Annotated in this window: 20 protein-coding genes and 2 pseudogenes; 13 read left to right on the top strand and 9 right to left on the bottom strand. The window is 72.8% G+C overall.

From position 1 onward, the window contains the following. Positions 1–211 precede the first annotated feature (211 nt). Positions 212–904 carry a demethylmenaquinone methyltransferase gene (locus ACFQ2V_RS04750; RefSeq protein WP_386051223.1) on the bottom strand — a complete coding sequence of 231 codons (693 nt, stop codon included), beginning with the start codon at positions 902–904 and terminating at the stop codon, positions 212–214. Between the two features lie 114 nt (positions 905–1,018). Here ACFQ2V_RS04750 and ACFQ2V_RS04755 point away from each other — a divergent pair, with 114 nt between their 5' ends. Further along, a complete protein-coding gene (locus tag ACFQ2V_RS04755) occupies positions 1,019–2,314 on the top strand; it encodes an isochorismate synthase (protein WP_386051225.1) in 1,296 nt (431 codons plus the stop codon). Between the two features lie 9 nt (positions 2,315–2,323). Further along, a complete protein-coding gene (menD, locus tag ACFQ2V_RS04760; protein WP_386051227.1) occupies positions 2,324–4,117 on the top strand; it encodes a 2-succinyl-5-enolpyruvyl-6-hydroxy-3-cyclohexene-1-carboxylic-acid synthase in 1,794 nt (597 codons plus the stop codon). A 45-nt stretch (positions 4,118–4,162) separates the two neighbouring features. On the opposite strand, the gene ACFQ2V_RS04765 is transcribed toward menD, so the two are convergent. The 6 genes and pseudogenes from ACFQ2V_RS04765 to ACFQ2V_RS04790 all read right to left on the bottom strand — a co-directional run. Beyond that, positions 4,163–4,843 carry a 3-keto-5-aminohexanoate cleavage protein gene (locus ACFQ2V_RS04765; protein WP_386051228.1) on the bottom strand — a complete coding sequence of 227 codons (681 nt, stop codon included), beginning with the start codon at positions 4,841–4,843 and terminating at the stop codon, positions 4,163–4,165. Between the two features lie 53 nt (positions 4,844–4,896). Further along, complete coding sequence (locus tag ACFQ2V_RS04770; RefSeq protein WP_386051230.1) at positions 4,897–5,901, bottom strand: o-succinylbenzoate synthase; 1,005 nt, start codon at positions 5,899–5,901, stop codon at positions 4,897–4,899. A gap of 34 nt (positions 5,902–5,935) precedes the next feature. Next, positions 5,936–6,193 (bottom strand): hypothetical protein, encoded by a 258-nt coding sequence (locus tag ACFQ2V_RS04775; RefSeq protein ID WP_386051232.1) that lies wholly within the window; start codon positions 6,191–6,193, stop codon positions 5,936–5,938. Between the two features lie 136 nt (positions 6,194–6,329). Continuing rightward, entirely contained in the window at positions 6,330–6,833 is a 504-nt protein-coding gene (locus tag ACFQ2V_RS04780) for an NUDIX hydrolase (RefSeq protein WP_386051233.1), read from the bottom strand. A 139-nt stretch (positions 6,834–6,972) separates the two neighbouring features. Next, positions 6,973–7,041: pseudogene (locus ACFQ2V_RS04785) on the bottom strand (hypothetical protein); the annotation flags it as partial. 26 nt (positions 7,042–7,067) lie between these two features. Next, positions 7,068–7,295: pseudogene (locus tag ACFQ2V_RS04790) on the bottom strand (TetR/AcrR family transcriptional regulator); the annotation flags it as partial. Between ACFQ2V_RS04790 and ACFQ2V_RS04795 the strand changes: the two are divergent. Then, the gene (locus tag ACFQ2V_RS04795) at positions 7,274–7,801 is read left to right on the top strand and encodes a methyltransferase family protein (protein ID WP_386051235.1); all 528 of its coding nucleotides are present in this window, start codon (positions 7,274–7,276) and stop codon (positions 7,799–7,801) included. The pseudogene ACFQ2V_RS04790 and the gene ACFQ2V_RS04795 overlap by 22 nt on opposite strands. 139 nt (positions 7,802–7,940) lie before the next feature. Continuing rightward, a complete protein-coding gene (locus ACFQ2V_RS04800; protein ID WP_386051237.1) occupies positions 7,941–8,906 on the top strand; it encodes a 1,4-dihydroxy-2-naphthoyl-CoA synthase in 966 nt (321 codons plus the stop codon). A 22-nt stretch (positions 8,907–8,928) separates the two neighbouring features. Here ACFQ2V_RS04800 and ACFQ2V_RS04805 read toward each other — a convergent pair whose 3' ends face one another. After that, positions 8,929–9,957, bottom strand: coding sequence for an alpha/beta hydrolase (locus tag ACFQ2V_RS04805; protein ID WP_386051238.1), 1,029 nt, complete (start codon positions 9,955–9,957; stop codon positions 8,929–8,931). Between the two features lie 288 nt (positions 9,958–10,245). Here ACFQ2V_RS04805 and ACFQ2V_RS04810 point away from each other — a divergent pair, with 288 nt between their 5' ends. The 9 genes from ACFQ2V_RS04810 (at position 10,246) to ACFQ2V_RS04850 (ending at position 18,211) form a co-directional block, all read left to right on the top strand. Continuing rightward, complete coding sequence (locus ACFQ2V_RS04810) at positions 10,246–11,796, top strand: MFS transporter (protein ID WP_386051241.1); 1,551 nt, start codon at positions 10,246–10,248, stop codon at positions 11,794–11,796. A gap of 59 nt (positions 11,797–11,855) precedes the next feature. Next, positions 11,856–12,188, top strand: coding sequence for a hypothetical protein (locus tag ACFQ2V_RS04815; protein WP_386051243.1), 333 nt, complete (start codon positions 11,856–11,858; stop codon positions 12,186–12,188). Continuing rightward, entirely contained in the window at positions 12,185–13,582 is a 1,398-nt protein-coding gene (locus ACFQ2V_RS04820; protein ID WP_386051245.1) for a hypothetical protein, read from the top strand. Before ACFQ2V_RS04815 ends, ACFQ2V_RS04820 begins: the two co-directional genes overlap by 4 nt. Then, the gene (locus ACFQ2V_RS04825) at positions 13,579–13,962 is read left to right on the top strand and encodes a DUF6188 family protein (RefSeq protein ID WP_386051247.1); all 384 of its coding nucleotides are present in this window, start codon (positions 13,579–13,581) and stop codon (positions 13,960–13,962) included. Before ACFQ2V_RS04820 ends, ACFQ2V_RS04825 begins: the two co-directional genes overlap by 4 nt. Further along, positions 13,959–14,345, top strand: a complete 387-nt coding sequence (locus tag ACFQ2V_RS04830; protein WP_386051249.1) for a DUF6188 family protein — start codon at positions 13,959–13,961, stop codon at positions 14,343–14,345. The genes ACFQ2V_RS04825 and ACFQ2V_RS04830 overlap by 4 nt, the downstream gene beginning before the upstream one ends. 56 nt (positions 14,346–14,401) lie before the next feature. Then, complete coding sequence (gene menE / locus ACFQ2V_RS04835) at positions 14,402–15,580, top strand: o-succinylbenzoate--CoA ligase (RefSeq protein WP_386051251.1); 1,179 nt, start codon at positions 14,402–14,404, stop codon at positions 15,578–15,580. 47 nt (positions 15,581–15,627) lie between these two features. After that, on the top strand, positions 15,628–15,903 hold the full coding sequence (locus tag ACFQ2V_RS04840; RefSeq protein ID WP_386051252.1) for a PLDc N-terminal domain-containing protein: 276 nt from the start codon (positions 15,628–15,630) through the stop codon (positions 15,901–15,903). Positions 15,904–15,922: 19 nt separating this feature from the next. Continuing rightward, complete coding sequence (locus ACFQ2V_RS04845) at positions 15,923–16,798, top strand: 1,4-dihydroxy-2-naphthoate polyprenyltransferase (RefSeq protein WP_386051254.1); 876 nt, start codon at positions 15,923–15,925, stop codon at positions 16,796–16,798. 183 nt (positions 16,799–16,981) lie between these two features. After that, on the top strand, positions 16,982–18,211 hold the full coding sequence (locus tag ACFQ2V_RS04850; RefSeq protein WP_386051256.1) for a flavin-containing monooxygenase: 1,230 nt from the start codon (positions 16,982–16,984) through the stop codon (positions 18,209–18,211). A 59-nt stretch (positions 18,212–18,270) separates the two neighbouring features. Here the strand turns inward: ACFQ2V_RS04850 and ACFQ2V_RS04855 are convergent, their stop codons facing one another. Beyond that, the gene (locus ACFQ2V_RS04855; protein WP_386051258.1) at positions 18,271–18,564 is read right to left on the bottom strand and encodes a DUF4229 domain-containing protein; all 294 of its coding nucleotides are present in this window, start codon (positions 18,562–18,564) and stop codon (positions 18,271–18,273) included. Positions 18,565–18,568 lie beyond the last annotated feature (4 nt).

An 18,568-nucleotide genomic window follows, 5' to 3' on the forward strand; every position in this document is an offset into this window, starting at 1 on the left:
GCTTGTGAAGATCTTCACGAACTCTCCGGGGAGTCTATTCCCGCAATTTCGCGCTTGTCAGATAAGGCATGCCTAACCCCAACCGCCGAGAGGCCGGTTCCTGCCGCCTCGGGCACGTCGAGAAGCCGGATTCTGCCGCCTCCGGCAGGTCGTGAGGGCACGTGTGACCGCGACCCCGCGGGACGGCATACGCCCCCGGTGGCGTCGGGCGTCAGCGCTTGGTGCCGTGGTGCAGCGCGACGATGCCGCCCGTGAGGTTGGTCCAGCCGACCTGCTGCCAGCCGGCGCCCTCGATGACGCCGGCGAGCTCGCCCTGCGGGGGCCAGGCGCGGATCGACTCGGCGAGGTAGACGTACGAGTCGGGGTTGCTCGACGTGCGACGGGCGACCGGCGGCAGCGCACGCATCAGGTAGTTCGTGTAGACGGTGCGGAAGACCTTGTTGACCGGCTGGCTGAACTCGCAGACCAGCAGGCGGCCGCCCGGCTTCGTCACGCGGAGGAACTCGCGCAGCGCGGTCTCGGGTTCGGCGACGTTGCGCAGTCCGAAGCTCATCGTGACGACGTCGAAGCTCGCGTCGGCGAAGGGCAGGCTCATCGCGTCGGCTGCGGTGAACGCCATGTCGGGGCGACGGCGGCGGCCGACCCGCAGCATGCCGAGCGAGAAGTCGGCGGGCACGACCTCGATCTCCTCGTTGGCCCACGGCTCGCTGGAGGTGCCGGTGCCGGCGGCGATGTCGAGGATCCGCTCCCCCGGACGTGCGTCGACGGCCTTGACGACGGCGCGGCGCCAGAGCCGGTCCTGGCCGAGGGAGAGCACGTCGTTGGTCACGTCGTACTTCTCGGCGACGGTGTCGAACATCGACGCGACGTCGACCGGCTTCTTGTCCAGCTGCGCACGGCTCATGCGCTCATCCTCGCACCGGCGCGTGTGCGTTCGGTCGCACGGGCGGCCGTGTGGCGGCTGTGTGGCGGGCACGGCGGCGGGGGCGGGGGCGCGTCGGCCGTATTGTTGCAACCGATGTCCACGCTTCCCGCCCCCGAAGCGCCGTCCCCCACCGCGGGGCCGACGGTCGTCGTCCGCACCGTCCCCCTCGAGTCCGCGGACCCCCTCCTCGCCTACCTCCCCGCCGACCGTGAGCACGACGACCTCGTCTCCTGGGTGCGCCGTGGCGACGGCCTCGTCGGCTGGGGCACCGCGCTCACGTTCGAGGCGCGAGCTGAGGGCCGCTTCCGCGAGGCCGAGGCCTGGTGGCGCGAGATCAGCCGGCACGCCGTGGTGCGTGACGAGGTCGGCCGGCCCGGCAGCGGGCTCGTGTGCTTCGGGTCGTTCCCCTTCGCGGACGACTCGGCCGAGTCGGCGCGGCTCGTCGTCCCCTCGACCATCGTCGGGCGCCGCGACGGCCACACCTGGCTCACCACCGTCTCGCTCGACCCGCAGCTGACCCTCCTCGAGCGGCCCTCTGTCGCAGCAGATCCCGAGCCGCCCCGCGGAGTTGCGTTCGCCGACGGCTCGGTCTCCCCCGCCGACTACGCGCATGCGGTCGCCGAGGCCGTGGAGCGCATCGGCGCGGGCGAGGTGGACAAGGTCGTCCTCGCCCGCGACCTCGTCGCGACGGCGTCCGGACCCATCGACCCCCGCTGGCTGCTGCGCCGCCTCGCCGAGCGCTACGAGAACACCTGGGTCTTCGCCGTCGCCGGTCTCGTCGGTGCCACACCCGAGCTGCTCGTGCGCCGCGACCAGGGCCTGATCACCTCGCGCGTGCTCGCCGGCACGATCCGCCGCACCGGCGACGACGACAAGGACACCGCGCTGGCCGGCTCGCTCGCGAGGTCGTCGAAGGACCTGGAGGAGCACGAGTACGCCGTGCGCTCGGTCGCCGAGGCCCTCGCGCCGCACTCGTCGTCGATGAACGTGCCCGAGGCGCCCTTCGTGCTGCACCTGCCCAACGTCATGCACCTCGCGACCGACGTCGCCGCGGTCAGCGCCGACGACGCCTCGTCGCTCACGCTCGCAGCGTCGCTGCACCCGTCGGCCGCCGTCGGCGGCACGCCGACCGCGCGCGCCGTCGAGCTCATCGCCGAGCTCGAGCACATGGACCGCGGCCGCTACGCCGGGCCCGTCGGCTGGATGGACACCCATGGCGACGGCGCGTGGGGAATCGCCCTGCGCAGCGGTGCCTTCGCAGCCGACGACCCGTCGCAGATCACCCTGTATGCCGGCTGCGGCATCGTCGCCGGGTCCGACCCCGAGTCCGAGGTGGCCGAGTCCAACGCCAAGCTCATCCCCATGCGCGACGCGCTCGCGAGCGACTGACCGGCCGTCGTGACCGCTGCCCGCACGGCCTCGGAGCTCGCCCTCCGGCTCGTCCAGTCCCTGTGGCTCGGCGGGGTGCGCGACGTCGTGCTCGCCCCGGGGTCGCGGTCTGCGCCACTGGCCCTGACCCTGCACGCCGCAGACCGCGCCGGTGACCTGCGCCTGCACGTCCGCGTCGACGAACGGTCGGCCGCCTTCCTCGCCCTCGGTCTCGCCACGGGTTCACGGCGACCGGTCGCGGTCGTCACCACGTCGGGCACGGCCGTCGGCAACCTGCTGCCCGCGGTCATGGAAGCGCACCACACCGGGCGGCGCCTGGTGGTCGTGAGCGCCGACCGGCCCGACCGGCTGCGCGGCACCGGCGCCAACCAGACCACCGAGCAGGCCGGCATCTTCGGGGTCTTCGCCGATTGCGACGACCTGACGGCCTCTGACTCGGGGTACGAACTGGATGCTGTTGTGGCGCAGGCCTGCTCGAGGCAGGGCCCGTCGCAGCTGAACGTCCAGCTCGACGGCGACCTGCTCCCGGCCGACCCCGACCCGACCACCTGGTGGCGGCACCCGGCTCCCACCCCCCCACAGCCCGCCAACTCCGCCGTGGCGCAGCTCCGTGCTGAGTCGGGGTCAGGATCCGTCCCACAGCGCGCCATGGCGCACGTCGCGTCGCCCGATGCGAATGTCGAGGCGTCGGTGTCGGTGCCCGACGACGGCGAGGTGCTGCCGCTCGGGCCACGCACCGTCGTCGTGGCCGGTGACGACGCGGGTCCTGCAGCACGGTTGCTCGCCGAGGCGGCGAACTGGCCCATGCTCGCCGAGCCGACGTCCGGCTCCCGCATCGGGCGCCAGGCGCTGCGCACGGGCCGGCTCCTGCTCACGACCGACCTACGGACCCAGGTCGAGCGGGTCGTGGTCGTCGGCCACCCCACCCTGTCGCGTCCGGTCACGACCCTCATCAGCGACCCGGCCCTCGAGGTGCTGGCCGTGCGCGGCCGCGACGGCGTCGCGACCGACCCGGGCCGTGTCGCGCGGGTGCTCGACGTCGTCCCCCGGGCCGAGGGTCCTGACGATGCCGTCTGGTTCGCCGCCTGGCGCGACGCCGACGCCCGCCTCTCGGCGGCCATCGACGCGGGCCTGTCGGCAGCACAAGGAGATCCGCAGCGCGCACCGGGTCTCGATGCCGGCTTGTCCCCACTCTCCGTCGCCGCCGTCGTCGCCTCGGCCGTTGAGGCCGACACCTCGCTCGTCGTCGGCTCGTCGAACGCCGTCCGCGACCTCGACGTCATGGGGGCGCCCTGGCCACCGCTCCAGCACCGCTTCGTCGTCGGCAACCGCGGGCTGGCCGGCATCGACGGGATGGTGTCGACGGCGATCGGCATCGCGCTGGGCCGCCCCCGCGCCGCGCGCACCATCGCCTACCTGGGCGACCTGACCTTCCTCCACGACAGCAACGGCCTCCTCGTCGGCAGCGGCCAGCCACGACCCGACCTCACCTTCGTCGTGCTCAGCGACGACGGCGGCGCGATCTTCAGCACGCTCGAACAAGGTGACCCCCGTTACTCGGATGCGTTCGAGCATGTCTTCGCCACCCCGCACGGCACCGACCTGGCAGCCCTCTGCGCAGCGCACCACACGGCATACGAACGGGTCGACGACCTCGCACGCCTGGCCCAGGCGCTCGACGAGTCGCCCACGGGCATCAGGGTCCTGGAGGTTCCGGTGTCGCGGGCCGGTCGTCGTGCCGAGGCAGCCTGGCTCAGGACGCTCGCGCAACAGGCGCTACCGCCCCACGACGAACATCGCTGAGGCGGCCTCCGGGGCCTTTCAACCCGGCGGGTCGGGAACGGGCCACTACGACGGCGTGCGGGGCTCGGACGTCGCGGCCTCGTGAACGAGCTCGGCGTTGTCATGCGCCTCGCTGCCGCTCGCCAGGTGGAGCGTGTCCTCGAGCCCCACCCGCACGTCGTAGCCGGCTGCCTGCGCCCAACGGAGGATGGGCCAGGCCCAGCGTTCCTCGCCGTGGACGACGACCGGTGCCGGTGACATGCCCAGCGCGGCGAGGATGCGCTCTGCGGCCCACGGGCCGTCCGACCCCGGGGTCACGCCGGGGATGAGCTCGACCAGCACTCGCTCGACCTGCCACGGCCAGCTCGTCGCAACGAAGAGACTGGCCGCCTCAGGCGTCCAGATGCCCGCTTCGATTCCGGAGCCGTTGTCGCGCAAGGCTTCCGCGACTTCGACGGCGCCCTGCTCGTGCCAGTTGACGCTCGCACAGTCCGGTCCACCGAGGTCGGGCGAGGGCCACTCCGCGACGTGGGCGAGCTTGCGCCGCGCGCTGTCGACGATGCCGTCGCGCGTCGACACGCTCACGCGCAGCCCGGGCGTCGCAGCGCGGATGGCGAGCACCGCCTCGACGACGTGCCGGGTCTCCAACGTCTCGCGGCCCGACTCGTCGCGCGGGTGGACGTGCACCATGAAGGCCCCGGCAGCAGCCGCCTCGGCGGCCGCCAGCGCCAGCTCGGCCGGCGTCACGGGGACCCGACCGTGCTGCCGACGGGTCCGGGACCCGTTGAGGCAGGCCTTGATCACCGGGCACCCCCCGCGGCGAGCAGGTCGCGGCAGCGGGCAAGCCTCTCGCGCCACCACTGCTGACGCTCCGCGGGCGCGGCCAGCTCCTCGAGAGCGCCGGAGTCCGGCACCGGCCGGCCCGTCGTGAGCCGACCCGAGACGGGGCGCAGCGGGTCCGCAGCGACGTCCCGCTCGAAGAGGCTGACCGTCCCCAGGCCGCACGCATGGTCGAGCTGTGGCAGGGCAGCCGCCAACGCCACGCCGGCCGCGATCCCGATGCTCGTGTCGAGCGCCGAGGACACGACTGCGGGCAGACCGCACGCCTCGACCACCTCGAGGGCGGCCGCGACGCCGCCCAGCGGCGCGACCTTCACGACCACGAGGTCCGCGGCGCCGAGACGCGCCACGCGGACCGGGTCCTCGGCCTTGCGGATGGACTCATCGGCTGCCACCAGCACGTCGATCCCGTTGCGCGCCAGCGCCTTCCGCAGGTCGGCGAGCTCCTCCACGCTGGCGCAGGGCTGTTCGGCGTACTCGAGGTCGTAGGCCGCCAGCCTCGCGAGGGCCTCGAGGGCACCACTCTCGTCCCAACCGCCGTTCGCGTCGACACGGATACGGGCGCCCGGTCCCATGGCGTCCCGCACGGCTGCGACGCGGTCGACGTCGTCGTCGACGGTCTGGCCCCTCTCGGCGACCTTGACCTTGGCGGTCGTGCAACCGTCGAAGCGCGCCAGCACATCGGCCACCCGCTCCGCCGGGACTGCTGGCACGGTCGCGTTGACCCGCACGGTGTCGCGAACCGGGGCCGGCCACCCGGCATACGCGGCCCCGATGCCCGCGGCCAACCAGCGGGCCGCCTCGTCATCCGCGTACTCCGGAAACGGCGCGAACTCGCCCCAGCCGCAAGGGCCCTCGAAGATGACAGCCTCACGCACGTCGACACCCCGGAAACGCACTCGCATCGGAAGGGCGACGACATGGGCCGTCACGAGCAGGTCGGCGGTGCTGGGCAGGGGCATCATGCCCCCATCATCACCGACGGGCCCCGCGCGCCGGTCAGCGTGCGGGGAAGGCCTCGTGGCGGTCGTGGGTCGGGTCGGGCTGAACGACAGGCTGCGGGGTCTGGGGCGCCGCGTCGCGCTGGTCGTGCCGGTGGTGGCGACCCCGGCCGACGTGGCAGGCCCGCCGCCCGTGGTGCGTCCAGCCGAGGGCCCAGACGAGCCCGACGAGCCACCAGAGGCCGTGACCCGAGGCACGGAGCGAGATCGCGATGAGGGCGATGCCGGCGATGATGAACGTGCGTGGGACGAACACGATGACCTCCGTTGCTCTGCCGGACCACCCGGCGTGCTTCCACGCTAGGTACGCGCGGGGTCAGGGCCCTGCGTCCCCTGTCACGACCTGCCCCTGACAGATGTCACCCCCGGTCACCCGGTGCGACCAGGTGCCGTCAGCGGCCGAGCCGCACGTCCGCCGGGTTGTCGGCCGCCACGGCGATGCGCTCCCGGTGCAGGGCGGCCATGGGCGGGAGCGCGTCGAGCGGGAACCACCGCGCGTCCGTGGACTCGTCGTCCCCGGGCCGGGGGTCACCCGCCACCCACCGGCAGCGGAACGTGTGGTCGAGGTACTGCCCGAGGTCGCCGTTGACGTGCGTGACGACGCCGGTGGCCGCAACCCAGACCAGCCGCTCGACCTCGGCGACGACGCACGCCTCCTCCTCGACCTCTCGCACGGCCGTGACGTGGGGGTCCTCGCCGGGGTCGACGATGCCGGTGACCGGAGTCCACTGGCCGTTGTCCGAGCGCCTGACGAGCAGTACCTCGACGCCGGACGGGCTGCCGGACCGGCTGCCGGACGGGCTCTCGCGCAGCACCACCGCCGTGTTGCCCGGCATCCACAGCAGCTCGGTGCCGATCATCGAGCGCAGGTGCAGGACGTAGGGAGGGATCGGCATGCCGCCACGCTAGCCGCGCGGGGACCCAGCCGCCGCCCCGTCGCCCTTCCCGACGGCTCCCGTCAGGTAGCGCTGGATCGTCGGCCCCACGAGCCGCGCGACCTCGGTGCACGAGGCGGAACCGAGGGGGGTCGAGCGCCAGCACGTCGCGCACGACCGCCACGCCGAGCATCTGGCTCGCGACGAGGCCGGTACGCAAACCTGCCGTCTCGGGCCCGGCGACCTGGGCGACGGCGGGGTGAGCTGCTCGGCGAAGGGCTGCCGCAGCACGTCGACGGCGTCGGGCTCGCTGGCGGCAGAGCGCAACAGCGTCACCAGGATGTCGTCGCGGCCCTCCCACCGGGCCAGGAGGTGCTCGACCAGCCCGCGCCCAGACCAGCAGGGTCGTAGCGTCTTTGCCAGCAGATGTTGGCAAAGACGGTTCGGCGGGAGGAACCTCGATGGACGCTCGATCCGCAGCACTCGGCACGACGGCCTTCGCCGCCGTCCCCGCGACCATGGGCGGGGTGATCCCGTGGCTCGTCGGCGCAGCCGCCCCGGGCTCCTGGGAGCGGTCGAGCCCCGGCACCGTGGCGGGCTGGCTTCTCGTCGCGCTCGGCGTCACGGGCCTCGCCGAGGCCTTCGTCCGCTTCGCCCGCGACGGCCTCGGCACGCCCTTCCCCGGCGCCCCGACCGAGCACCTCGTCGTCACGGGCCCGTACCGCTACGTGCGCAACCCCATGTACGTCGCGGTGGTCGCTGTCGTCGTCGGCCAGGCGCTGCTCTGGCGCAGCACGGCTGTCCTCGCGTATGCCGTCCTCTTCGTCACCGCGGTCACCGCCTTCGTCGCGCTCTACGAGGAGCCGACGCTCCGCGAGACGCACGGCGACGAGTACGCCCGTTACGCCGCCACCGTGCCGCGCTGGCTCCCGCGGCCCGGCCACGTCTGGCCCCGCCCCACGACGACCGCGCCCCACCCCGGGCGCTGAGCCGGACGGCATACGCCCTCGGGCCCGCCCGCGGCGGCCCGACGCAAAACGTCACGGTCGACCGCACACCGTCACCGGCGTGCCGAGCGCCTCGAGGTGTGCGCCTGGCCACACGGGCTGCCCGCGTAGGCTGCCCGCCGTGAGCACCGAACGCGCGACCGTCTCCGAGACCTTCGACCCCGCCGAGTGGGACGAGGTGCCGGGCTTCGACCTCACCGACATCACCTACCACCGGCGCCGACCCGTCGAGGGTCGCCCGCATGCCGAGTCCGGTGTCGTGCGCATCGCCTTCGACCGTCCCGAGGTGCTCAACGCGTTCCGCCCGCACACCGTCGACGAGCTCTACCGGGCGCTCGACCACGCGCGGACGAGCCCCGACGTCGGCGTCGTCCTGCTCACCGGCAACGGGCCGAGTCCCAAGGACGGCAAGAGGGCCTTCTGCTCGGGCGGCGACCAGCGCATCCGCGGCCGTTCCGGGTACCAGTACGCGACATCGCCCGACGCCGACGCCACGTCTTCCGGAGTCGACGAGGCGCGGGTCAAGGCCGAGGGCGGGCGCCTGCACATCCTCGAGGTGCAGCGCCTCATCCGCACCATGCCCAAGGTCGTCATCGCCGTCGTGAACGGCTGGGCGGCCGGGGGCGGCCACTCGCTCCACGTCGTCTGCGACCTCACCATCGCCAGCCGCGAGCACGCCCGGTTCAAGCAGACCGACGCCGACGTGGGCAGCTTCGACGCCGGCTACGGCAGCGCCTACCTCGCCAAGATGGTCGGCCAGAAGTTCGCCCGCGAGATCTTCTTCCTCGGCCGCACGTACTCCGCCGAGGACATGCAACGGATGGGCGCCGTCAACATCGTCGCCGACCACGCCGGCCTCGAGGCGGAGGCGCTGCAGGTCGCGAGCGAGATCATGGGCAAGAGCCCGCAGGCGCAGCGGATGCTGAAGTTCGCGTTCAACCTCACCGACGACGGGCTCATGGGCCAGCAGGTCTTCGCCGGCGAGGCCACCCGGCTCGCCTACATGACCGACGAGGCCGTCGAGGGACGCGACCAGTTCCTCGAGAAGCGCGAACCCGACTGGTCGCCCTTCCCCTGGTACTTCTGAGCAGCCCGAACGCCGCCGGGGCTCAGAGCGAGAGCATCAGCTCGACGGTCGCGTCGACGACCTGGCGCTGGGCCTCGGCCCGACTCACCGTCGGCGACCCGTCGCCGGGCTGCTCGCCGTAGTCGCCGAAGAACGAGTGCACGGCACCCTCGACCCGGGTGTATGCCGTCGTGGGCGGCAGCAGGGCCTGGCTCGCGGCGACGTCGGCTGGGGTCGTGAACGCGTCGCGGGTGCCGCTCACCGACGCGACTCGGAGGGCGGTGAGCCCCGCCAGCGACTGGTCGGGATAGGACGCCCACAGGACCAGGCCCCGGACGAGGAGCGGGTGGTCGAGCGCGAAGCGTGCCGCAGCCACACCGCCGAGGCTGTGGCCGCCCACGGCCCAGGCCCGTACCTCGGGATGCTCCGCGACGAACGACTGTGGCGCCGTCGTCGCGAGCAGGCCGATGTCGAAGGGCTGCTTGACGATGACGACCAGCACACCCTGCTTCGACACCTGGGACAGCAGCGGCACGTACGCACGGGGGTCGACGCGGGCGCCCGGCTGGAACACCAGACCTCGGGTGGGAGTGCTGCCCTTCGGCACGATGACGATGTGCGCCGCGGCGTCGGTGACGCGCACCTCGGCACCACCCGCCAAGGACGACAAGGCAGCCGGGGTCGCGGCGAACGGCCGGAGCCACACCAGCGCGCCCAGCACCACCACCGTGGCGACAACGCCCACCACCTGCCCCAGCACCCTCCTCCAGCGCGGCCGCCGGCGGACGCGCCGCCGGTCGTCGGGCTTGTCGTGGACGAGCAGGACGACCCCGATGAGCCCAGAGGCTGCGAGTGCGATCACCTGAGCCGGGTTGCCGGACAACAGGATCGACTGGTCCAGCAGGAAAAGTGCGAGCGGGACGAGAATCCAGACGACACCGAGCACGACGCCAAGGTGCGTGCGTGATCGTCGGTGGACGACAGCGGCCGAACCCTCGGTCCCCTCGTTGCCACCGACCCCCTCGTCGGCCCCTCCGACCCCCTCGAAACCCGCGTCCCCCACGGTTCTCACCCGTCGAGCGTAGCGAGCACCCGAGGGACGAACCGGTCATCGCCCGGGGGAATTACCAGCGCGCAGGAGCCTGGCCGTCAGCCCGCAGGAGTCCCTCCGTCAGCGCACAGGTGGCCGGCCCGTCAGCGCCCCGACGCTGGTCGCGGTGTCGGTCCCACGGCGGACACGCCGAGGGGGCAGGATGATCAGGTGGGACCCCGCGACGACCGCAGCGCCGGCAGCGGACGTCGCGCGCCCGCGAGCGCCGACAGGCAGGATAGCGAGCGCGGTCCGGGACCCGATCCCGACGTGCCTGAGGGAGGGCGGCCCGCGGGCTTCCGCCAACCACCCCGCACCACCGCGCTCAACGCCACGCGCGCCATCGGCCGAGGTCTGGGGCGCGCAGCGACCGGAACGGCACGGGCCACCGCGCGCACCGGCCGGTTCGCAGCGACCAAGGCCCACGCGTTCACCCACTCCGGCGGCGCCGGCGAGACGGGCCTGGCCCGTGTCACCGAGCTGCACGCGAGCCACACTGCGGGCGACACGATCATGACGCTGGCCCTCGCCGGCACGCTCTTCTTCAACCCCCAGACCGCCCAGGCCCGAGGCGACGTCGCGACCTTCCTGCTCCTGACGATGGTCCCGTTCGTCCTCGTCGCGCCGCTCATAGGTCCGCTGCTCGACCGCTTCGCGCACGGGCGGCGCTGGGCCATCGGCACGACCCTCGCGCTGCGGGCCTTCCTCTGCTGGGTGCTCGCCGAGGCGGTCGACACCGACAGCAGCTGGCTCTTCCCTGCCGCGCTCGGCTGCCTCGTCGCGTCGAGGGCCTACAACATCACCCGGGCCGCCGCCGTGCCGCGCCTCCTGCCCGCCGGGACCACGCTCGTCCGGGCCAACTCCCGCGTGTCGATGGCCGGCGTCGTGGGCGCGCTTGCGGGCGGCGTGCTCGGCGGGCTGGGCATGCTCGCCGGCCCGGCGTGGGCGCTGCGCATCGGGTTCCTCGTCTTCGTCGTGGGCACGGTGCAGGCGATCCGGTTGCCTTCACAGGTGGACTCGTCGGCCGGGGAGGTGCCCATCGAGGACACCGCCCCGATCGGGGTCAGGCCGGCGGACGTGCCCCGGCGTGGCAGGCGGCCCGACGCCGCGAGCTCGCTGCGTGGCACCCGCCGGCGCTGGACCGAGGAAGGAGCCGGACGGCATACGCCCTCGGAGCACGAGACCCTGACGGTCGACTCGCTCGGGCCGCTGGGCCGCTTCCGCCGGCGCAAGCAGGCGATCCCGTGGCCGGTCTTGCACGCCATGTGGTCGACCGGGGGCACCCGCGTGCTGACCGGCTTCCTCATCATGTTCATGGCGTTCCTCGCCAAGGAGCACCCGATCGACGGGTTCCGCGGCGAGCTCGTGCTCGCATTCATCGCGGCCGGCATCGGGGTCGGCAACTGCCTGGGCAGCGTCGTCGGCAACGTCGTGCGCGACCAGCGGCCCGAACGCATCGCGATGGTGTCGGTGCTCGCCGCGACTCTCAGCTGCGTGGCCACCGGCATCTGGTACGGCGTCTGGACGCTCGTGGTGCTCGGGCTGGTGCAGGGTCTGTCGGCCCAGCTGGCCAAGCTCTGCTTCGACGCGCTCGTGCAGCGCGAGGTCCCCGAGAACGTGCGCACGTCCGTCTTCGCGTGGTCCGAGACGATGTTGCAGGTGCTGTGGGTCGTCGGCGGCGCGCTCGGCATCGTGCTCCCGCTCAACCCGTACGTCGGCTTCCCGGTCTGCGCGGCTGCGCTCGTGTGGACCGTCATCATGGCTGCCCGCCAGCGGCACCGGGCCGTGGCGCGCCGCGCGAACACGCAGCCTGCCGGCTGAACCGGAGGCTGTGGAGAACTCTCAGGCCCGCGGCGCGCACGCCCGTAGGTTTCGGATGCATGAGCTACGCAATCGACACGGACGGCACACGGCGCGTCGGGTCAACGCTGCTCACCGCAGGAGCCGGGCTGGCTGACTGCGCAACGGGATTCGCGCGGGCCGGCCGGTCGGCCGCTCTTGGCTGTGGCGACGACCACCCTGCCCTGGCCGCGTCCCTCGCGAGGTTCGTGGCGGGCCACCTCGCGGCCCTCGAGGCGGCCGCAACCGGCTTCGCTGCGCTGGGTGACGCTCTCGACCAGACTGCCCTGTCGGCGCACGCGACAGAGGTCCACGCCGCGACGATGCTCGCGTCGGCCGCCGGCTCGACCGGCACGGCGCGTCCACGCCCATGACCCGTGTCGCCGAACGCACCACACCGCTCGCCGATCCCCAAGGGGACCCGACGACGATCCGCGCAGCGGCACGCGAGCTGCGTCGGGTGGCCGCACGGGGCCTCGCGAGCGGCGGGCTGGACACCTCTGCGTCGGGCGAGCTCGGGCTCGTCTGGCAGGGCGAGGCCGCCGCCCGGGCACGGGCGGACCTCGATGTGCTCTCGGAGCGGACGCGACAGGTCCTGCCTCAGCTCGGCCACGCCGCCGACGGGCTCGACCGCTACGCCGCCGCACTCGAGCGCGCCGCCGCGCAGACGGACAGCCTTCGGCGCCGCGTCGACGAGGCGCTGAGCGGGCACGCGCATCGCGTGGCAACCGCGCGGGCCACCGCGGTCGACCCGACGACGTATGCCGCTTCCGTGGCCCTGGCTGGCCGTGACCGCGACACGGCACTCACCTCGGTGCACCGCACCCGCGGCGCGGTCCTCGACGACCTGTCCGCCGCAGCCAACCAGTGCGCGCGGCGGCTTGAGGCTCTGACGTCCGAGGTGTCACACCGGAAGAACGGGCTGGATCTCGGCGGGTCGGCGTCTTCTGCATCGGGCCCGGCCGGCTGCGCTCCGGACGTGCGCGCGTCGTTCATCGGCGACCTCGGCTTCGTCCAGGAACGCATCGACGTGGCAGCCCGCCCGCGCATCGGTCACCTCGAGCCGCGCGAGCAGCGCCAGTGGTGGCAGGACGCGGTGGAGCACGTCGGTGGTGTCGCGACCTGGACCTACAACCACACCGCCGTGCCGGCCGTGAACGGCTTCGCCGACGTCGGGCAGGCGGTGGCCGAGCATCCCGAGGACCTGCTCGAGATCGCCTTCGGGGTCGGCGGCATCATCGTCGGCACCGGTGGCGAGATCGGCGGGACAGCCCTCGACGCGACCGGGGTCGGGTTGGTCGTCGGTGTCCCGCTCAACGTCGCCGCTGCCGCGGTGGCCGCAGGCGGAGTGGGCGCCGTCGCGCACGGCGCGACCAGCCTGGGTGAGCACGCACGCGCCAACGACAACCGGTGGCTCACCGAGGCCGACGCCCCGACCGTGGGTCGTGGGAAGGCGGGCGACCCGTTGCCCGACTCGGCGCGTCCCGACCTCGCCGGCTCCAACTGGAAGGGCCGGGTCGCCGACAGCGAGAAAGGCGAGGTCTGGCAGGACCCCGATTCCATGGACGTCCCGGCGGGTGCCCCGGAGAACGCCAATTCGGTCCGTTTCATGGATCCCAATCCGGACTACCCTCACGGCTACCTGGTCTTCTACAACAAGGATGGGCAACCGATGAACGCCGCGGGCAAGCCGGGCCCGAGATCACAAACCCATCTTGCCGTCCTCGGCGACGGCACCATCCCCATCCCGGAAGGGTGGTCGCCGTGATTCCCGACTTCGCCGGAGACATCGTCATCGCCGTCCGGCACGAGTACGCAGTAGAGCTCTGGACGGATCGCCACTGGGAGTTCCGGCTCGCCGGCCGCACCGTCCTCGACCTCGAAGGCAGAGGGCCGCAAGCCATCGACAACGACGCGCCGCCCGACCCGGTTGACACCGACCTCATCAATGGCCTGATGGGGCAGCAGATCACCTCTGTCGTCACCTCGCCGGACGGGCGCCTCGAGATCACCTTCGGCGCTGCGCGTATCAGCGTCGACGCCGACGACCGGTTTGAGTCGTGGGAGCTGAGCGGACCTCACGGCGCCAAGGTCGTGTGCACCGCGGGCGGCAAGTTGGTGACCTGGTCACCGAGGGAGCCGGCATGACGCCCGACTTCACCGGGATGACCATCTCGCGCGTTCAGCTGGACTGGATGGTCCGGCTCTGGACGAGCGGGGGCGGCCAGTTCAACCTCGAGGGTGACGTGTTCGTCACGCACCGAGGCCAGGCTCCCGTCGAGATCGACATCTCGCAGTCCGTGGAAACCCCGCCCAAGATCCTCGCCGACCTACTCGGTCAGGAGGTCACCGGCGTACTCGTCTCCCCCGCCAACGATCTCGCCATCAACCTCGTCGACGCGCAGGTCGCCTGCCGCGTGGACCCTGACTACGAGTCGTGGACGATCCACGGTCCCCACCGCGAGATGATCATCTGCATGCCCGGCGGTGAGCTGTCGGTCTGGAGTCGCCCGACCGACGAGTCCTCCTGACGTCCTTGACCAGGTCGCCCCAGGATGCGGGGGCATCCACCGGCACAATGGGGTCCATGACGGCGCTGCAGCTGCTCCCGGTGCCCGCCGGACCCGACGTCCTCGACGTGCTGCCCGCCCTGGAGAACGCCATGGACGGCCGCGCCCCCGTGTTGCCGTATGCCGCCACCGACGCCCCGCCGTCAGTGCCGTCCCATGACCTCGCGGACCTGCCCGACGGCCTCGCAGTCACGATCGGAACGTCGGGCTCCACCGGTCGTCCCAAGCGTGCCCTGCTCACGGCCGAGTCCCTGGAGCGGTCGGCGTGGGCGACCCACCAGGTGCTCGGCGGCAGCGGTGCCTGGCTGCTGGCGATGCCGGCCCACCACATCGCCGGGCTCCAGGTCCTGGTGCGCTCCGTCGCAGCCGGGGCAGAGCCTGCCGTACTCGACCTGCGGGGCGGGTTCTCGGCGGAGGCCTTCGCTGCGGCGGCCGCGTCGCTGCGTCCTCACGGGCCGGCGAAGCGCCGCTACACCGCGCTCGTGCCGACCCAGCTGAAGCGTCTCGTCGACGACCCCGCAGGCCTCGAGGCGCTGTGCGGCTTCGACGGGGTGCTGGTGGGCGGCGCCGCGACCCCCAGCGCCCTCGTCGAGCGGGCGCGGCACCTCGGCGTCAACCTGAACCTGACCTACGGCATGAGCGAGACCGCAGGCGGATGCGTCTACGACGGCACCCCGCTGCCCGTGAGCCGGATCCACGTCGACAACGACCGCCACGTCGTGCTCGGCGGTGACACGGTCGCCCACGGCTATCTCGGCGAGCCGGCTTTGAGCCGCGATGCCTTCACCGTCGACCTCGACGGCATCCGCTGGTTCCGCACCGACGACCTCGGCCACTTCGACGACGAGGGGTTGCTCGTCATCGACGGCCGTGCCGACGACGTCATCAACACGGGTGGTCTCAAGGTCAACCCCGGTGTCGTCGAGGACGCCATCACGCGTCACCTCGACGATGTGCTCGACGTCGTGGTCGTCGGACTGCCCGACCCGGAGTGGGGCGAGTCCGTCTGTGCCGCAGTGACGCTCGTCGACCCGACGGGCCACCTCACGACTGCACGGGTTCGCGAGCGCCTGCGAGGCATCTTGCCCGACGCCGCCCTGCCGCGCCGCGTCCTCGTGCTGCCGGTCATCCCACAGCGGGGGCCCGGCAAGCCGGACCGGTCGGCCATCCGGCGCGCTGTGCAGGGGTCTGCCTGAGCGGTGGCAAGATGGTGGTGTCCACCCGGTCGACGAAGGAGATCAACGTGCCACGCGTCGTACTCGTCGCCCTCGTGGTCTTCGCCTCGATCTACGCCTTCGTCGACTGCGTGCAGACCAACAGCCGACTCGTGCGCATCATGCCGAAGCCGGTCTGGCTCATCGCGACCCTCGTGCCGGTGCTCGGGCCGATCTTCTGGCTGGTCGCCGGCCGCAGCGACGCCCGCGGGGGCCCCACCCCACGCGGGCCCGGCCGACAGCCACCGGGCCCCAGGGGCCCCCGAGGCCCCGACGACGACCCCGACTTCCTCCGCAAGCTGTAGAAGGACTCACCCAGACCCCATGGCCACCCTGTCCCAGTGGATCGAGGGCGCTCGTCCACGCACGCTGCCCGCCGCCGTCTCCCCCATCCTCGTCGGCACCGGCGCCGCCTACCATACCGGTCACGTCGTCTGGGCGTATGCCGTCCTCGCCCTCGTCGTGGCCCTCGCCCTCCAGGTCGGGGTCAACTTCGCCAACGACTACTCCGACGGCATCCGCGGCACCGACGAGGTGCGGGTCGGGCCGGTGCGGCTCGTCGGCCAGCGCCTCGCCGCTCCCCGCTCGGTCAAGATCGCCGCGTTCTCGTGCTTCTTCTTCGCCGGGCTCATGGGCCTGGCACTGGTCGGCCTGTCCGGCCTGTGGGTGATGATCCCGATCGGCGCGGCGGCCATCGTCGCGGCCTGGTACTACACCGGCGGCTCCCGGCCGTACGGCTACCTCGGGCTCGGCGAGGTCTTCGTCTTCGTCTTCTTCGGGCTCGTCGCCACGCTCGGCACGATGGCGACCATGACCCCGCCCACCGCTGCTGGCTGGTACGGCGCCATCGGTGTCGGCGCGTTGGCATCGGCGATCCTCGTGGCCAACAACCTTCGCGACATCCCCACCGACCGCGAGCACGGCAAGCGCACCCTCGCCGTGCGCATGGGCGAGTCCGGCACCCGCTGGTTCTACGTCGCGCTCGTCGCGGTCGCCTTCGTCATGACCGGTCTCGCGTCGTTCACGTCGCCCTGGGCGCTGCTCGCCCTGCTCGCGGCGCCGCTCGTCGTCAAGCCGATGCAGGCGGTCGTCGGACGGGCCACCGGCCGCGGCCTCATCCCCGCGCTGGCGGGCACCGGCCAGTTCCAGCTGGTCTGGTCGCTTCTCCTCGCCGTCGGGCTCGCGGTCGGACGCGCCTGACCCCACCTCGGCCACGCGAGTCGAGGTGACCGCTCGCTCCCCGACGCGACGGCATACCTCGGCCCCACGACCGGCCACGCCATTCGAGGTGATCCCTCGGGACCCGGCACGACGGCACACCCCGACCCCTCGGGCATGCACATTCCCCTGACGGGCGCCAGCGGCGGGTGTCACGGTGGAGGCGTGCACGAGGAGATCGACGTCGTCGTCATCGGTGCCGGTCAGGCCGGCCTCGCGACGAGCCACGAGCTGGGCCTGAGGGGCGTCGAGCACGTCGTGCTGGAGGCCGAGTCGCCCGGGTCGTCGTGGGCGCACCGGTGGGACAGCTTCACCCTCGTCGGCCCGAACCACCTCGTCCTGCTGCCCGGGGCGCCCTACGAGGGCGATGACCCTGACGGCTTCCTGTCGCGCGAGCAGATCACCCACCACCTCGAGGCGTATGCGGCGCGCCTGTCGGCCGAGGTCCGGCACGACACTCCCGTACGCGCCCTGCGTCCGGGCCGCGCCGGCGGCTACGACCTCGAGACCGACCACGGGCGTGTGCACAGTCGCGTGGTCGTCGTCGCGACCGGCGCCTACCAGCGGCCGCATCACCCCGCGGCCGTGCAGTCACTTCCAGCAGGGCTGGCCTGCCTCGACGTCTCGCAGTACCGCAACCCGGCCGGCCTGCCCGACGGCGCGGTTCTCATCGTCGGTTCGGGGCAGAGCGCGTGCCAGATCGCCGAGGAGCTCGCCCTCGGCGGGCGTGACGTCGTCATGGCGTGCGGCCGCGCGCCGTGGTTCCCGCGGCGGACCGGGGGACGCGACATCTTCGAGTGGCTGCTCGACACCCCGTTCTTCGACCATCAGGTCAGCGACCTGGCGACGCCGGCGGCACGACTCGGAGCCAACCCGCAGGTCAGCGGCCGGGACGGCGGGCACGACCTGAGCTTCCGGACGCTCGACGCCCTCGGGGTGCGGCTCGGTGGTCACCTCGTCGGCTCCGACGACGCGACCGTGCAGCTGGCGGCCGACCTCCAGACCACTCTCGCTGCGTCGGATGCGGCGCACGACTGGCTGCGCGACCTGATCGTGGCCGGCTGCGAGCGCACGGGCCAGGCGCCGCCCGACGTTCCCGACCCCGCTCCCTTCGCACCGGCGACCGTCGAGACCGTGCGCGTACGCGACATCGGGGCCGTGGTCGTGGCCGCGGGGTTCCGCAGCCGCTACGCGGAGTGGATCGAGGTGCCGGGTCTCGTCGACGAGCAGGGGTTCCCGCGGCACGACGACGGCGAGAGCACTGTCGCGCCCGACCTGCACTTCGTCGGCGTGCACTTCCTCAGGAACCGGCGGTCCGCGCTGCTCTTCGGGGTCGGCGACGACGCGCGCGCCACGGCCTCCCGGGTCGCCGGCAGGCTCGGCCTGACGGCCTGACACGTCACGGCCTCACGGCCTCATGACCTGGCTGGTCTGCCTACACGACCGGCTGGGGCTCAGCGACCCGGGCTGCGCGGGCCCTCGTGGCCGGCGTCCTCGGCGTCCTCGGCCGCCTCGTCGCTGTGCGGGTCGGGCTCGAGTCGGCGACCCTCGACCTTCGCCTCGTGCCGCTCCACGAGCTTGGCGGTGATCTCGTCACGCATGCCCCGCAGCAGGATGTACGAGGCGGCCGCCGACGCGATGGCCGCGGCGCCGATGAGCAGCGCCGGGCTGTTGCGCAGGCCGATGAGCCAGAAGAGGAGAAGGAACCCGAAGAAGATCAGGATGCGCAGCAGGGTGTATCGGACCACGATC

The organism is Terrabacter terrigena, assembly GCF_042676085.1.
GTDB classification, from domain to species: domain Bacteria; phylum Actinomycetota; class Actinomycetes; order Actinomycetales; family Dermatophilaceae; genus Terrabacter; species Terrabacter terrigena.